Source organism: Methylobacterium nonmethylotrophicum, from assembly GCF_004745635.1.
GTDB classification, from domain to species: Bacteria; Pseudomonadota; Alphaproteobacteria; order Rhizobiales; family Beijerinckiaceae; genus Methylobacterium; species Methylobacterium nonmethylotrophicum.
The window spans coordinates 1-14332 of record NZ_SRLB01000029.1; the positions used below are offsets into that span (position 1 = coordinate 1).

Sequence of the window (14332 nt, forward strand, 5' to 3'; positions counted from 1 at the left end):
CGATCGGCTTGATCGCTCTCATGATCCGTGTCCGGATCAAACACACACCACCACAGACACGATGAAGACGCGTGACCCGGTCCCCAGCGGCCGCCGGTCACCCTGCTTGCCGAACGACCGTGCTTGGCCGGTCTGGTGGTCAGAGCGGGGTGTCTCGAACCCGATCCCATCTCGAACTCGGCCGTTAACCGCCCCAGCGCCCATGGTACTGTGTCTCAAGACACGGGAGAGTCGGTCACCGCCAGACCTGCCAAGCACGCCACATTCCCTCATCACGATCTTCTCGACGACGCCCGCCCGGCTCTCCGCCCGGCGGGCGTCGTCGTGTTCGGGCATTATGGATCCGCGCTCAGCTCGGCACGGCTATCGCTCTGACGGGCTTGGCAAAAAATCCTCCGCGAGCGGTTTTCGACGGAGTCGTCAGGCCGCCCGCGTCTCGAGGAGGGATGGCAAAGCCTTGAGATCGAGGGGCTTCGACAGAAAGTCGTCGAAACCGGCGCCGCGTGCGGCAACTTGGTCTTCAGCCTGTACGTTGGCGGTCAGCGCCACGAGGCGCAGGCGCGGCAGGCGGTGCCGCGCCTCATGGGCCCGCACCTGCCGGGCGGCTTCGAGCCCGTCGAGGATCGGCATCCGGATGTCCATGAGCGCGAGATCGAACGGTGTGGCCGAGGCCGCCGCATCCTGCAGCCGCGTCACCGCCTCGGCCCCGTCCCGAGCCCAGATCACGACGGCACCGAGGCGCTCCAGAGCCCTCGTAGCGAGAAGGGCGTTGATCGGGTTGTCCTCCGCCAGCAGAATCCGAGGCCGATGGAACGACGGCCGTGCGATGCCCTCCGGCGCGCTCGGCTTTCGGACGGCCGGCGGGGCCGGCTCGGCGAGGCGTGCCAGCAGCGAGGTCAGGCGCACCGGCTTGATGAGGTAGCGGTCGAATCCTGCGGCGGCCGGCGAACCGAAGTCGCGCCGATCGAACGGCGACAGCAGCACGATGCTGCGGCTCACGCCCGCCTGACGGGCCGCGGCGGCGATGCCGCGCACGGCCGCGTCGCCGAGGGCGCGGTCGGCGATCACCGCCTCGAAGCGCGTTCCGCCTCGGAGTGCGGCCAGTGCCTCCGTCGCGGTCTCGACCACGACCGTCTCGGCGCCGGCCCGGCCGAGCCGGCGGGCGATGTAGGGTGCCTCGAAGGCGGCGGCCGCGACCACCAGGATGCGCCGTCCATCGAGCGTCGGCGGTCGCGGCCCGGTGCGGTCCGGCCCGGCGGGAAGCGGGAGACGGACCCGGAAGCAACTCCCCTCCCCAGGCCGCGACGTGACGTCGAGCCGGCCGCCCATGCGGTCGACGAGGCGCTCGGTGATCGCGAGGCCGAGGCCGGTGCCTTCGTGGCGCCGGCTGGCGCTGCCGTCGCCCTGCTCGAACTCCTGAAACAGCACCGGCAGGCGCTCCTCGGGAATGCCCGGGCCGGTATCGTGCACCGCGAGGTCCAGTCCGTTCGCGCTCCAGGTCGCCGTGACGCCGACGCCGCCGGCCTCCGTGAACTTCACGGCGTTGCCGGCGAGGTTGATCAGGATCTGGCGCACCCGGTCGGCGTCGCCGATCAGGCTCGCGGGCAGCGCCTCGATGTCGGCGGCGATCTCCAGGCCCTTGTCCTGGGCGCGGGGCGCCAGCAGCTCGACCACGCTCTCGACGAGGGCCGCCGGGTCGAACGGCTCCGCCGCGAGGTCGAGCCGGCCGGCCTCGATCTTCGAGAAGTCGAGGATCCCGTCGATGAGCGACAGGAGGGCTTCGCCGGAGGTCTTCACCGCCTCGGCGTAGGTGCGCTGCTCGGGGCTGAGCGGCGTCTCGAGCATCAGGTCGGCCATGCCCATGATGCCGTTGAGCGGCGTGCGGAACTCGTGGCTCACGCTGGCGAGGAAGCGCGACTTCGCCACGCTCGCGGCCTCGGCCCGGCTGCGGGCCTCCTCCAGGATGCGGGCGGATTCGACCCGCTCGGTGATGTCCCGGCCCGCCCGCAGCACCTCGGCCCGCCCGTCGCGCCCGACCGTCACGGTCTCCACGAAGGCGAACCAGCGCAACGGCCCCCCGCGGGCCGGCGCGATCGCGACGTCGACGAGGCGCGCGCCGTCGGCGCGTTGCCGGATCTCGCGGCGCTCGACCACGTCGGCCTCCCGGGTGGTGCCCAGCAGCGCGTCCGGCGCGGTGCCGAGGAGATCGGCGAAGCCCTGGTTGGCGAAGGTGATGCGCCCTTCGGGATCGCGCTGGACGACGAGCTCGATCTGCGCCTCGACCAGGCTGCGGTAGCGCTCCTCGCTCTCGGAGGTGCGCCAGACGAGGTCGTGCAGGCGCTCGACCTCGCCGTCGCGCCGGCGCTGGATCAGGCGGTGGCCGCTCCAGCGCGCCGCTGCCCAAGCGAGGGCGGCGAGACCGACGACCGCCGTGCAGAGCCACACCACCATCCCGCATCCTCCACGATACGGCCGAGAGCCTAGTGGGCGGAATTGAAAGATGAGTTGGGAAAGTGGCTTAGCGGTTCGCGCGGCCGATCGCGCGGAGTCGCAGGAGGATGCTAACGCCGCATTCACCGTGCCGCGTCAGGCCGCGGCCGGGCGCCGGTCGGACCGGCTGCGGTAGGACAGGGCCTCGGCGAGGTGGAGCCGGCGCACCCGCGCCTCGCCGTCGAGGTCGGCGAGCGTCCGGGCGACGCGCAGCACCCGGTGGAAGCCGCGGGCGGAGAGGCGCATCGCGTCGGCGGCGTCCCGGATCAGGGCCATCCCCTCCGCGTCGGGCCGCGCCGCCTCCTCGATCAGGGTTGCCGGGCAGGAGGCGTTGGTGGTGCCGGCGGGCTGGCCGGCCTCCGCGTAGCGCCGCTCCTGCCGGGTCCGGGCCGCGGCGACGCGGGCGGCGGCCTCCGCCGACCCCTCCTCCGGCGGCGGCAGGATCAGGTCCGCGGCGGTGACCGCCGGCACCTCGATCTGCAGGTCGATGCGGTCGAGGAGCGGGCCGGAGAGCCGGGCCTGGTACTGGGCGACGCAGCGCTCGTTGGGTCCGCGCCGGCAGGCGAAGCCCGGCTCGGTCGCCTGGCCGCAGCGGCACGGATTCATCGCGGCGACGAGCTGGAACCGGGCCGGATAGGTGACCCGGTGGTTCGCCCGGGCGATCATCACCGTGCCGGTCTCGAGCGGCTGGCGCAGGGAATCGAGCACCTGGCCGTTGAACTCCGGCAGTTCGTCGAGGAAGAGCACCCCGCCATGGGCCAGCGACACCTCGCCGGGCCGCGCGCCGATGCCGCCGCCGACGAGGGCCGCCATCGAGGCCGAGTGGTGCGGCGCCCGGAACGGCCGGCGGTTCGACAGCGCGCCGTCCTTGAGCGTGCCGGCCACCGACTGGATCATCGAGACTTCCAGGAGTTCGCGGGGCCCGAGCGGCGGCAGGATCGAGGGCAGCCGGGCCGCCATCATCGACTTGCCGGCCCCGGGCGGACCGTTCATCAGGAGGTTGTGCCCGCCGGCGGCCGCGATCTCCAGGGCGCGCTTCGCGCCCTCCTGACCCTTGATCTCGCGCAGGTCCGGCAGCGCGCCGGAGGCGGCGGCTACGGCCGGGACCGGGCGTGCCATCACCTGGCTGCCCTTGAAGTGGTTGGCGAGCTGGATCAGCGAGCGCGGCGCCAGCACGTCCATGTCGCCGGCGGCCCAGGCGGCCTCCGGCCCGCTCGCCGCCGGGCAGATCAGGCCGAGCCCGCGGGCATTGGCGGCCATGGCCGCCGGCAGCACGCCCGCCACCGCCGTCAGGCTGCCGTCGAGCGCCAGTTCGCCCAGGACGCAATAGCCCGAGAGCGCGTCGCCCGGCAGGGCGCCGATGGCGGCCATCACCCCGAGCGCGATCGGAAGGTCGTAATGCGAGCCTTCCTTCGGCAGGTCGGCGGGGGCGAGATTGACGGTGATGCGCTTGGCCGGCAATGCCAGCCCCGAGGCGATCAGGGCCGAGCGGACCCGCTCGCGGGACTCGGCCACCGCCTTGTCAGGCAGCCCGACCACGTTGAAGGCGACGGCGCCCGGCGTGATCTGCACCTGCACGTCGACGGCGCGCGCCTCGATCCCCTCGAAGGCGACGGTGGCGACGCGGGTGACCATGGGGTGCGGGCCTTCGGACTGGCTGGCTGACGCGACGTTAGTTGGGCGCCCGCGCCGGCACAACCCGGATCTGGAAAAGAGCGTTGCAGACACGAAAAAGCCCGGCGCAGGCCGGGCCAATTCCTTCTCGTCCTCGGGATCTGCGGCGCCGCATCGGCCCGGGTCCCTGCGGCAGACCGGGGGCCTGCCCGCGGGCTCACGCCTGGGCGGCGGCCTCCAGGCCCTTCACGCGGGCGGCGAGGCGCGAGACCTTCCGCGAGGCGGTGTTCTTGTGCACGATGCCCTTCTGGGACGCGCGCATGATCTCCGGCTCGGCGCTGCGCAGGGCGGTCAGGGCGGTGCCGTGATCGCCGGCCTCGATCGCCTCCTCGACCTTGCGGATGAAGGTGCGCATGCGGCTGCGGCGCGAGCGGTTGATCGCCGTACGCTTGGCGATCTTGCGGGTCATCTTCTTGGCCGACACGGTGTTGGCCATCGGCGTTCCTCATTCTCAAAGCGAGGCCCGAGCGATCCCGGCGGGATCGTGGCGTCGCGTGTCAGGGCATGGAAGCACGGGCAACCCGCCGGGCGAAAGCCCGCAGGTCCGCGAGCCGCGGTCTATAGACGCGACCGGGCGGAACGTCAACGCCGGACAGAGGCCGGTCGCCGTCCGGTGCCGGACCGGGGCCGGTCCCGGAACGGTAGGCCGGATCCATGGTTGAGGTTCTAACACACAGCCACGGGAGTTCAGCATGATCCGTTCCGCGTCCCTCCTCGCCGCCGGCCTCCTGGCGGTCTCCGCGGTCGCGATCCCGCACCAGGCCGAGGCCAAGGGCTGCATCAAGGGCGCCGTCGTCGGCGGGCTCGCCGGCAAGGCGGTCGGCCACGGCAAGGCCGGCGCCGCGGCCGGTTGCGCGGTGGGCCACCACAACGCCAACAAGGGCCAGGGCAGCGCCGGCCAGGCGCAGGGCCGGTAGGCTCGCGCGGCCCTCAGGGCGTATAAGGGGGCGGCTCCGCGCATCGGGGCCGCCCTTCTTCTGTCCGGAGCCCGCATGACGTCCCCCGACGGCGCCCTGGTGTTGTTCTCCGGCGGGCAGGATTCCGCCACCTGCCTCGCCTGGGCCCTCGACCGCTTCGCGCGCGTCGAGACCCTCGGCTTCGATTACGGCCAGCGCCACCGGATCGAGCTCGACTGCCGCGACGCCCTGCGGGCCGGGATGACCCGGATCGTGCCGGCCTTCGCGGGGCGCCTCGGCGACGACCACACCCTCTCCCTCGCGGCGCTCGGCGAGGTCTCGGAGACCGCGCTGACGCGGGAGACCGCCATCGCCATGGAGGCGGGAGGGCTTCCCAACACCTTCGTGCCCGGGCGCAACCTCGTCTTCCTCACCTTCGCGGCGGCCCTGGCCTACCGCCGCGGCCTGCGCCACGTCGTCGGCGGGATGTGCGAGACGGACTTTTCCGGCTATCCCGATTGCCGCGACGACACGATCAAGGCGCTGCAGGTCGCGCTCAACCTCGGCATGGAGCGGCGCTTCGTGCTGCACACGCCGCTCATGTGGATCGACAAGGCCGAGACCTGGCGGCTCGCCAGGACCCTCGGCGGCGAGGCGCTCGTCGAGCTCATCGTGCGCGAGAGCCACACCTGCTATCTCGGCGAGCGCGGCGCCCTCCACGCGTGGGGCCACGGCTGCGGCACCTGCCCGGCCTGCGCCTTGCGCGCCGCCGGCTATGCGCGCTTCCGCGCCGAGGATGCGTGACGCGCGCTTGCCGACCGCCCTTCCGTTGCGCAGAGTGCGCCGCAAACACGGCCAGGGAAACACGGCAAGCACCGGGAGGAGAGACCGTCATGACCGCCTGCATCGTCGGCTGGAGCCACACGCCCTTCGGCAAGCACGACGCCGAGACCGTCGAGAGCCTGATCGTCCGGGTCGCCAACGAGGCGCTGGCGCATGCGGGGATCGGCCCGCAGGACGTCGACGAGATCGTGCTCGGCCATTACAACGCCGGCTTCACGCCCCAGGACTTCACCGCCTCGCTCGTGCTCCAGGCCGATGACGGCTTCCGGTTCAAGCCGGCGACCCGGGTCGAGAATGCCTGCGCCACCGGCTCGGCGGCGGTGCACCAGGGCATCAAGACGATCGAGGCCAAGCGCGCCCGGGTGGTCCTGGTGGTCGGCGTCGAGCAGATGACCCGCACGCCGGGCCCTGAGATCGGCCGCACCCTGCTCAAGGCCTCCTACCTGCCGGAGGACGGCGACAACCCGGCGGGCTTCGCCGGCGTCTTCGGCAATATCGCCGGCGCCTATTTCCAGCGCCACGGCGACCAGTCCGACGCGCTGGCGATGATCGCCGCCAAGAACCACCATAACGGCGTCCAGAACCCCTACGCGCAGATGCGCAAGGACCTGGGCTTCGCGTTCTGCCGCACCGAGTCGGACAAGAACCCGTTCGTCGCCGGGCCGCTCAAGCGCACCGACTGCTCGCTGGTCTCGGACGGCGCCGCGGCCGTCGTGCTCGCCGACACCGAGACGGCGCTCCGCATGCGCCGCGCCGTCGCCTTCCGGGCCACCGCCCACGCGCAGGACTTCCTGCCGATGTCGAAGCGCGACGTGCTGAAGTTCGAGGGCGCCGCCACCGCCTGGGCCCGCGCCCTGAACCAGGCCGGCATCACCCTCGACGACCTCTCTCTCGTCGAGACCCACGACTGCTTCACGGTCGCCGAGCTGATCGAGTACGAGGCGATGGGACTGACGAAGGAGGGCCGCGGCGCCGACGCGATCCGCGAGGGCTGGACCACCAAGGAGGGCAAGCTGCCGGTCAACCCCTCCGGCGGGCTGAAGGCCAAGGGCCACCCGATCGGGGCCACCGGCGTGTCGATGCATGCCCTCTCGGCGATGCAGCTCTGCGGCGAGGCCGGCGGCATGCAGATCCCGGACGCGACGCTCGCTGGCGTGTTCAACATGGGCGGCGTCGCGGTGGCGAACTACGTCAGCGTGCTCGAGCGCATCAAGTAGGGCCGACCGCGCAGTGGCAGGGCCGTGACACCCTTCCTGGTCCTGGTGCTCGCCTACACGATCAGCCAGTTCGACCGCGGCTTCCTGGCGATGGTCGCGCCCGATCTCGGGCCCGACCTCGGCCTCGCGCCCTCCGACCTCGCCCTGCTCTCGGCCGTCTGGTTCCTGGCCTTCGCGGCCGGCCAGGTGCCGACCGGGCTGCTCCTCGACCGGATCGGGCCGCGGCGCACCGTGGCGGGCTTCCTGGTGCTCGCCGCCCTCGGGGCGGCCGCCCTGGGGCTGGCGCAGGGCTTCGTCGGAGCGGCCGCCGCGATGGCGCTGATTGGCCTCGGCTGCGCGCCGGCCCTGATGGGCGGGCTGTACCTGTTCGGGCGGGTCTACCCCCCTGAGCGCTTCGCCATGCTGTCCTCGCTGATGATCGGGCTCGGCACCGCGGGCGACCTCCTCGGCTCGACGCCGCTGGCGCTGGCGAGCCACGCGCTGGGCTGGCGGGCGATCCTCGCCGGGCTGTCCGTCGTCACCCTGGCGACGGCCGGGCTGGTGCTGTGGCTGATCGAGGATCCGCCCCGCCTCGCCGATCCGCCCCGGGCCTCGGTGTGGCGCGGCTTCTCCGAGGTCGCCCGGATGCGGGCCCTGTGGCCGATCCTGCCCGTGGTGTTCGTGAGCTACGCCGTCGTCATCGCGACGCGCTCGCTCTGGGTCGGGGCCTATCTGGGCGGCGTCCACGGCCTCGACGCGCTTCAGCGCGGCAACGGCACCCTGGCGATGAGCGCCGCGATGGCGGCCGGCGCGGTCGGGTACGGGCCACTGGAGCGGCTGGCGCGCGACCCGAAGCGCACGGCGCTCGCGGGCTGCCTCGTCACCGGCCTGGCGCTCGCCGGCCTCGGCCTGTTCGGCGCGGGCTCCACCACCCTCGCGGTGGCTTTGCTCGCCCTGATCGGCGCGGCGGGCCTGAGCTACGGCATCCTGATGGCGCATGCGCGCCGCTTCTTCCCCGCCCATCTGCTCGGGCGCGGCGTCGCCTTCATGAACATCGTCTTCATGGGCGGTGCGGCGGCGGTACAAGGGCTCTCGGCCCTTTTCGTGCTGGGCACCGGCGGTCTCGCGCCGGACGCGCTCTACGGAAGGCTCTTCCTCGCTTACGGGCTCGCCCTGATGGCTGCCACGGCGGTCTATGCCTTCGCGCCGCGGGAGCCGGTGTACGGGAGGGCCGGCCCTGTCGACCCGGTTCCCGTGCCCGGCCCTACCCCGCCTCCCCCGGCGTCCGCGCCCGCAGGGCCAGGGCGTGCAGGCCGCGCTTGAAGGCGTCGTCGAGGAGCGCGTTCACCATGCGGTGGCGCTCGACCCGGCTCTTTCCCTCGAAGGCCGCCGACACCACATCCAGTCGGAAGTGAGTTTCCCCGCCCTCCCGCCAGCCGGAATGGCCGGCATGCTGGTGTGATTCGTCGACGACGCTGAGCGCCGTCGGCGCCAGCCGCTCCTCCAGCGTCGTCCTGATCCAGTCGCTCAGGCTCATCGCGCACCCGTCCTTAACCCGCTTCGGCTCGACTGACCGGAGCGGGCGCTCCCCGTCAACCCGTTCGTCCCGCCTGCGGCATCAGGCCCGAAGCCCTTGTGCCCGTCCTCCCGCCCCTCATAATCGCCCCGTCATGGATCTGAACTCGCCCCTGTTCGACCGCATCCGCATCCGGCCTTCCTGCGACGAGCCGAAGAAGGCCGAGGGTCCGGCCTGCGACCGGCCGGGCTGCACCCAGCCGGGGCTGCACAAGGCGCCGAAGGGGCGCAAGCAGGAGGGCCAGTACTGGCGCTTCTGCATGCAGCACGTGCGCGAGTACAACGCCGCCTACAACTACTTCGACGGGATGAACGACGCCGCGGTCCAGGCGTACCAGAAGGACGCGGTGATCGGGCACCGGCCGACCTGGACGATGGGCGTCAACCCGGGCGGGAAGACCGGCCCGAAGCCCGACGCGGCCCAGCGCGACTGGGAGTACGTCGACCCCCTCGGCATCCTGCGCGGCGAGGGCGCGGGCCCGGCCTCGCGGCGCGCCCGTGCCGAGCCGCCGCCGCCGCGCTACTCGGCCCCGGTGCGCAAGGCGCTCGACGTGCTCGGCCTCGACGAGAGCGCCGACACCGCCGCGATCAAGGCGCAGTACAAGGTGCTGGTGAAGCGCTTCCACCCGGATGCCAATGGCGGCGACCGCTCGTTCGAGGACCGGCTGCGCGACATCATCAAGGCCCACGACACCCTGCGGGCCGCCGGCCTGTGCTGAGCGAGCGGCGGTCGGATCAAGGGCAGGCACGGATCTCGCATCCCTGATCTGCCGCGAGGGGGGCTCGAAACGGGGCGCCTCCCCCATATATCCGGGTCAGGCACGTTTGCGCCGGCTTTCCCCGCAGACTAAGGACATGCGGCGCCCGCCGGTCACCCCGCGCCGTCGCGACATCCGCAGGACGCCCATGGAGGGCCGCCCTGCCCCGACGAGGCTCCGTATGCTTGCTGAGAATACGCCACCCGCTCTCCCGGACACGACCGTCTCGGTGCGCAAGGTGTTCGGGATCGATTCGAACCTCGAGGTGCCGGCCTTCTCGGCCACCGACGAGCACGTGCCGGATCTCGACCCCGACTACCTGTTCGACCGCGAGACCACCCTGGCGATCCTGGCGGGCTTCGCCCGCAACCGCCGGGTGATGATCACCGGCTATCACGGCACCGGCAAGTCCACCCATATCGAGCAGGTCGCCGCGCGCCTGAACTGGCCCTGCGTGCGCATCAACCTCGACAGCCACGTCTCGCGCATCGACCTCGTCGGCAAGGACGCGATCGTGCTGCAGGAGGGCAAGCAGGTCACCGCCTTCCAGGACGGCATCCTGCCCTGGGCGCTGCAGAACAACGTCGCGCTGGTCTTCGACGAGTACGATGCCGGCCGCCCCGACGTGATGTTCGTGATCCAGCGGGTGCTGGAGGTGTCGGGCCGCCTGACGCTCCTCGACCAGAAGCGGGTGATCCGCCCCCATCCCGGCTTCCGCCTGTTCGCCACCGCCAACACGGTCGGCCTCGGCGACACCTCGGGCCTCTATCACGGCACCCAGCAGATCAACCAGGGCCAGATGGACCGCTGGTCGATCGTCACCACGCTCAACTACCTGCCGCACGACCGCGAGGTCGACATCGTCCTGTCCAAGGCGACGCATTACCGCGGCGAGGGCGGGCGCGACATCGTCAACAAGATGGTGCGCGTGGCCGACCTCACCCGCAACGCCTTCATCAACGGCGACCTGTCGACCGTGATGAGCCCGCGCACGGTGATCACCTGGGCCGAGAACGCCGACATCTTCAACGACATCGGCTTCGCCTTCCGGGTCACCTTCCTCAACAAGTGCGACGAGCTGGAGCGCGCCCTGGTGGCGGAGTTCTACCAGCGCTCCTTCGGCAAGGAGCTGCCCGAGAGCGCGGTCAACGTCGCGCTGAGCTGATCCTCGAGGGAGATTCCCGATGGCGGATCCGGTCCTGCCGCACGAGCCCCGCTGCGAGGCGGCGCCGGCGCGGAGCCGGGTCCGCCCGGCGGACGATGCCGCATCCCGGGCGCTCGCGCAGCAGGCGATGATGCTGCGCCCCACCGACTCTGCCTCGCTGAAGAAGTAGCCTCGCCATGTCGATCTCCAACCGCAAGCCCGGCGAGAAGCGCGAATCCGTCGCCGAGCCGCTGAAGCGCTCGGTGGCCGGGACGCTGCGGGCCATCGCCCGCAAGGCCGAGATCGAGGTCACCTTCGCGACCGACCGGCCGGCGCTCACCGGCGACAAGGCCCGACTGCCCGAGCCGCCGCGCAAGCTCAGCCCCGGCGACGTCGCGATCCTGCGCGGCCATGCCGATTCGATGGCGCTTCGCCTCGCCTGCCACGACAACGGGGTCCACCGGCGCCTCGCCCCCGAGAACGCCGCGGCCCGTGCGGTGTTCGACGCGGTCGAGCAGGCCCGGGTCGAGGCGATCGGCTCGCGCCGGATGGCGGGCGTGGCCGGCAACCTCACGGCGATGCTGGAGGACCGCTACCATCGCGGCGGCAAGTACGAGGAGATCACCGACCGGGCCGACGCGCCGCTCGAGGACGCCGTCGCCCTGATGGTGCGCGAGCGCCTGACCGGCCAGGTCCCGCCGCCGGCGGCGCAGCGCATCGTCGGCCTGTGGCGCGACTTCATCGAGCAACGGGCCGGGCGCAACCTCGACGGGCTCTTAGGGACCCTCGAGGACCAGCGCGCCTTTGCCCGCTCGGTGCGCGAGCTGCTCTCCTCCCTCGACATGGCGGACGAGGCCCCCCTCGACCCCGACGACGAGGAGAACGACGAGGAGAACGAGGCCGAGTCCGACGAGCAGCAGGCGGGCGAGGGCGAGGCCGAGCAGCAGAGCCAGGGCGACCGGGCCGAGATGGAGGTCTCGGACGAGGCCTCCGACGAGATCGAGGAGGGCGCGACCGAGGCCGCCGACGCGCCCTCCGGCGAATTGCCGGAGGATGCCGAGGACGCCGATTCGGAAGAGGCCTCCGAGTCCTGGCGCCCGCCCGGCCCCCGGGCGAACGAGCCGAGAGGCCCCGACTACAAGGTCTTCTCGCAGAAATACGACGAGGTCGTCCACGCCGAGGACCTGTGCGATGCCGACGAGCTGTCGCGCCTGCGCTCCTACCTCGACAAGCAGCTCGCCCATCTGCAGGGCGTGGTCGGCCGCCTCGCCAACCGCCTGCAGCGGCGCCTGCTGGCGCAGCAGAACCGCGCCTGGGAGTTCGACCTCGAGGAGGGCCAGCTCGACCCGGCCCGCCTCGTGCGCGTCGTGATCGATCCCTTTCAGCCCCTCTCCTTCAAGCAGGAGAAGGACACGAACTTCCGCGATACGGTCGTCACCCTGCTCCTCGACAATTCGGGCTCGATGCGCGGCCGGCCGATCACCGTGGCGGCGACCTGCGCCGACATCCTGGCGCGCACGCTCGAGCGCTGCGGCGTCAAGGTCGAGATCCTGGGATTCACCACCCGGGCCTGGAAGGGCGGGCAGTCGCGCGAGGCCTGGCTGCAATCCGGCAAGCCGCCGACGCCGGGGCGCCTCAACGACCTGCGCCACATCGTCTACAAGTCGGCGGACGCGCCGTGGCGGCGGGCGCGCAAGAATCTCGGGCTGATGATGCGCGAGGGCCTGCTCAAGGAGAACATCGACGGCGAGGCCCTGGACTGGGCCCACAAGCGCCTGCTCGGCCGCCCGGAGCAGCGCCGCATCCTGATGGTGATCTCCGACGGCGCCCCGGTCGACGATTCGACCCTGTCGGTCAACCCGGGCAACTACCTGGAGCGCCACCTGCGCTACGTGATCGACGAGATCGAGACCCGCTCGCCGGTGGAGCTGCTCGCCATCGGCATCGGCCACGACGTCACCCGCTACTACCGCCGGGCCGTCACCATCATCGACGCCGAGGAGCTCGGCGGCGTGATGACCGAGAAGCTGGCCGAGTTGTTCGACGAGGATGCCGGGACGATGCCGGTGCGCCGGATGGCGGCGGGCGGGCGGCGCTGAGGCGCCCGCCCGACGCGAAAAACCCCCGGTCGCCGCTGGCGCATCCGGGGGTTTTTCGTGTCCGATGCTGGACGAGGGAGGCGCCGGGCGCCTCCGCCGGCCGGGTTCAGGCCGCCTCGGCGAGCTTCTTCTCGATCTCGCGCTTCAGCAGGCGGGCGTTCTGCGACAGGTCGGTCTCGCCGGCCTTGATCAGGAACGCGTCGAGGCCGCCGCGGTGCTCGACCGAGCGCAGGGCGTTGGCCGAGACGCGCAGGCGCACCGAGCGGCCCAGCGTGTCGGAGAGCAGGGTGACGTTGCACAGGTTCGGCAGGAACCGGCGCTTGGTCTTGCGGTTCGAGTGGCTCACGAGGTGGCCGGTGAGCACCCCCTTACCGGTGAGCTCGCAGCGACGCGACATGGTCTGTATCCTCAACAACTGGTCTTCGTTCGGCGAGGGACCACGCAACGCGAGAGCCGGGCGTGCAGCGCACCCCGGCGAGAACCGGACCCCGCGAAGTCCCTGGAAAGCACGCGCCTATAGAGGGGGAAGGCGGGTCTCGTCAAGGCGCAGCCGGGGACGCGGATGCGCCGCCGCCTGCGGCCGGGGCCCGGCCGCTGGACCTCGACGGTTGCGGGGTCGAGACGATCCGTTAACCCTAACCGCGTCACGATAGGGCCCGATTTCCTCCGCTTCATCGGCGGCGGGTGACGGTGATCGAGATCTGTTCCTGCATGCGTTCCACGGCCCCGCGCTTCAAGGCCCCCTTCTCGGCCCGCGTCTCGAAGGCGTCCTCGGCCCTCCTCTCGCTCGGCCTCGCGGCGGGGCTCGCCCTTCCGGCCGGCGAGACGGCGGCCGCCCGGGGCCGCGCCCCGAAGGCCGGCGAGACCGCCGTCACGGTCGATTACGGCATCATGCTGGCCGGCATGCCGATCGGCACCGCGCAGGTGACCGGATCGGTGCAGGGCCAGCGCTACGCCATGGACGTGAGCGCCCGTCTCACCGGCCTCGTCGGGGCGATCACCGGCGGCTACGGCTCGGGCCGCGCCAGCGGCACGGTGGCGGGCCGCCCGGTGCCGACCGCCTTCGCGCTCGCCTCGCACAGCGCCAGCGCCTCCATCACGGTCCGGATGGCGCTCGCCCGCGGCTCGGTCGTCGCCTCCGACATCACCCCGCCCCTCGTGCCGGATCCCGAGCGGGTCACGGTCAGCGAGGTCCACAAGCGCGGCGTCATCGACCCAGTGAGCGCCCTGATGATGCCAGCCCAGGGGCGCGGCGACCTCACCGACCCGCAGAACTGCAACCGGGTCATCCCGGTCTTCGACGGCGCGAGCCGGTTCAACGTCGTCCTGAGCTACGGCGAGACCCGCAGCGTCGAGAAGCCCGGCTATGCCGGCCCGGTCCTGGTCTGCAACGCCCGCTACCAGCCGATCGCCGGCCACCGGCCGGACCGGCCGGGGGTGAAGTTCATGGAGGAGAACACCGACATGTCGGTGTGGCTCGCCCCCGTCGCGGGCGCGCGGGTGCTCCTCCCCCTGCGCATCGCCGTGCGCACCCAGCTCGGCCTCAACATCATCGAGGCGACGCGCTGGTCGCAGGCCGGCCAGGCCGCCCCCGAGGCGACCGTGCAGGCCGCGGTGCAGGCCCCCGGGGCTCCGGCGGACGGGCGCTGACGAGCCC

At 72.1% G+C, this 14332-nt stretch carries 14 protein-coding genes and 1 rRNA gene; 10 read left to right on the top strand and 5 right to left on the bottom strand.

The window, feature by feature from the left end; all coding sequences use genetic code 11:
- Window positions 1-131: 131 nt before the first annotated feature.
- A 5S ribosomal RNA gene (gene rrf, locus EU555_RS27815) occupies window positions 132-247 on the top strand.
- Window positions 248-420: 173 nt separating this feature from the next.
- Here rrf and EU555_RS27820 read toward each other — a convergent pair.
- From EU555_RS27820 to rpsT, 3 genes are all read right to left on the bottom strand, one after another.
- Complete coding sequence (locus EU555_RS27820; RefSeq protein ID WP_135418638.1) at window positions 421-2451, bottom strand: ATP-binding protein; 2031 nt, start codon at window positions 2449-2451, stop codon at window positions 421-423.
- A 135-nt stretch (window positions 2452-2586) separates the two neighbouring features.
- Window positions 2587-4125, bottom strand: a complete 1539-nt coding sequence (locus EU555_RS27825; protein ID WP_135418639.1) for a YifB family Mg chelatase-like AAA ATPase — start codon at window positions 4123-4125, stop codon at window positions 2587-2589.
- 196 nt (window positions 4126-4321) lie between these two features.
- Window positions 4322-4600, bottom strand: a complete 279-nt coding sequence (rpsT, locus tag EU555_RS27830; RefSeq protein ID WP_135418640.1) for a 30S ribosomal protein S20 — start codon at window positions 4598-4600, stop codon at window positions 4322-4324.
- Window positions 4601-4856: 256 nt separating this feature from the next.
- Here rpsT and EU555_RS27835 point away from each other — a divergent pair, with 256 nt between their 5' ends.
- The 4 genes from EU555_RS27835 to EU555_RS27850 all read left to right on the top strand — a co-directional run bounded on the left by EU555_RS27835 (window position 4857) and on the right by EU555_RS27850 (window position 8422).
- Window positions 4857-5081 (top strand): hypothetical protein, encoded by a 225-nt coding sequence (locus EU555_RS27835; RefSeq protein ID WP_135418641.1) that lies wholly within the window; start codon window positions 4857-4859, stop codon window positions 5079-5081.
- A 75-nt stretch (window positions 5082-5156) separates the two neighbouring features.
- Window positions 5157-5864 carry a 7-cyano-7-deazaguanine synthase QueC gene (queC, locus tag EU555_RS27840; protein ID WP_135418642.1) on the top strand — a complete coding sequence of 236 codons (708 nt, stop codon included), beginning with the start codon at window positions 5157-5159 and terminating at the stop codon, window positions 5862-5864.
- Window positions 5865-5953: 89 nt separating this feature from the next.
- Window positions 5954-7120: an acetyl-CoA acetyltransferase gene (locus EU555_RS27845; protein ID WP_135418643.1), complete on the top strand. Its 1167-nt coding sequence runs from the start codon at window positions 5954-5956 to the stop codon at window positions 7118-7120.
- Between the two features lie 24 nt (window positions 7121-7144).
- The gene (locus tag EU555_RS27850) at window positions 7145-8422 is read left to right on the top strand and encodes an MFS transporter (RefSeq protein WP_135418644.1); all 1278 of its coding nucleotides are present in this window, start codon (window positions 7145-7147) and stop codon (window positions 8420-8422) included.
- Here the strand turns inward: EU555_RS27850 and EU555_RS27855 are convergent.
- The gene (locus tag EU555_RS27855) at window positions 8364-8636 is read right to left on the bottom strand and encodes a BolA family protein (RefSeq protein ID WP_093567562.1); all 273 of its coding nucleotides are present in this window, start codon (window positions 8634-8636) and stop codon (window positions 8364-8366) included. The two genes, EU555_RS27850 and EU555_RS27855, sit on opposite strands and share 59 nt — an antisense overlap.
- A 133-nt stretch (window positions 8637-8769) precedes the next feature.
- Between EU555_RS27855 and EU555_RS27860 the strand changes: the two genes are divergently transcribed.
- The 4 genes from EU555_RS27860 to cobT all read left to right on the top strand — a co-directional run bounded on the left by EU555_RS27860 (window position 8770) and on the right by cobT (window position 12675).
- Complete coding sequence (locus EU555_RS27860; protein ID WP_135418645.1) at window positions 8770-9393, top strand: J domain-containing protein; 624 nt, start codon at window positions 8770-8772, stop codon at window positions 9391-9393.
- Between the two features lie 220 nt (window positions 9394-9613).
- Complete coding sequence (gene cobS / locus EU555_RS27865) at window positions 9614-10597, top strand: cobaltochelatase subunit CobS (RefSeq protein WP_135418646.1); 984 nt, start codon at window positions 9614-9616, stop codon at window positions 10595-10597.
- A gap of 19 nt (window positions 10598-10616) precedes the next feature.
- The gene (locus EU555_RS36380; protein ID WP_167858676.1) at window positions 10617-10766 is read left to right on the top strand and encodes a hypothetical protein; all 150 of its coding nucleotides are present in this window, start codon (window positions 10617-10619) and stop codon (window positions 10764-10766) included.
- Window positions 10767-10773: 7 nt separating this feature from the next.
- The gene (gene cobT, locus EU555_RS27870; protein ID WP_135418647.1) at window positions 10774-12675 is read left to right on the top strand and encodes a cobaltochelatase subunit CobT; all 1902 of its coding nucleotides are present in this window, start codon (window positions 10774-10776) and stop codon (window positions 12673-12675) included.
- A 106-nt stretch (window positions 12676-12781) separates the two neighbouring features.
- On the opposite strand, the gene rpmB is transcribed toward cobT, so the two are convergent.
- Window positions 12782-13072, bottom strand: a complete 291-nt coding sequence (gene rpmB, locus EU555_RS27875) for a 50S ribosomal protein L28 (RefSeq protein ID WP_048434774.1) — start codon at window positions 13070-13072, stop codon at window positions 12782-12784.
- A 314-nt stretch (window positions 13073-13386) separates the two neighbouring features.
- Between rpmB and EU555_RS27880 the strand changes: the two genes are divergently transcribed.
- Window positions 13387-14325 carry a DUF3108 domain-containing protein gene (locus EU555_RS27880; RefSeq protein ID WP_135418648.1) on the top strand — a complete coding sequence of 313 codons (939 nt, stop codon included), beginning with the start codon at window positions 13387-13389 and terminating at the stop codon, window positions 14323-14325.
- Window positions 14326-14332: the final 7 nt, after the last annotated feature.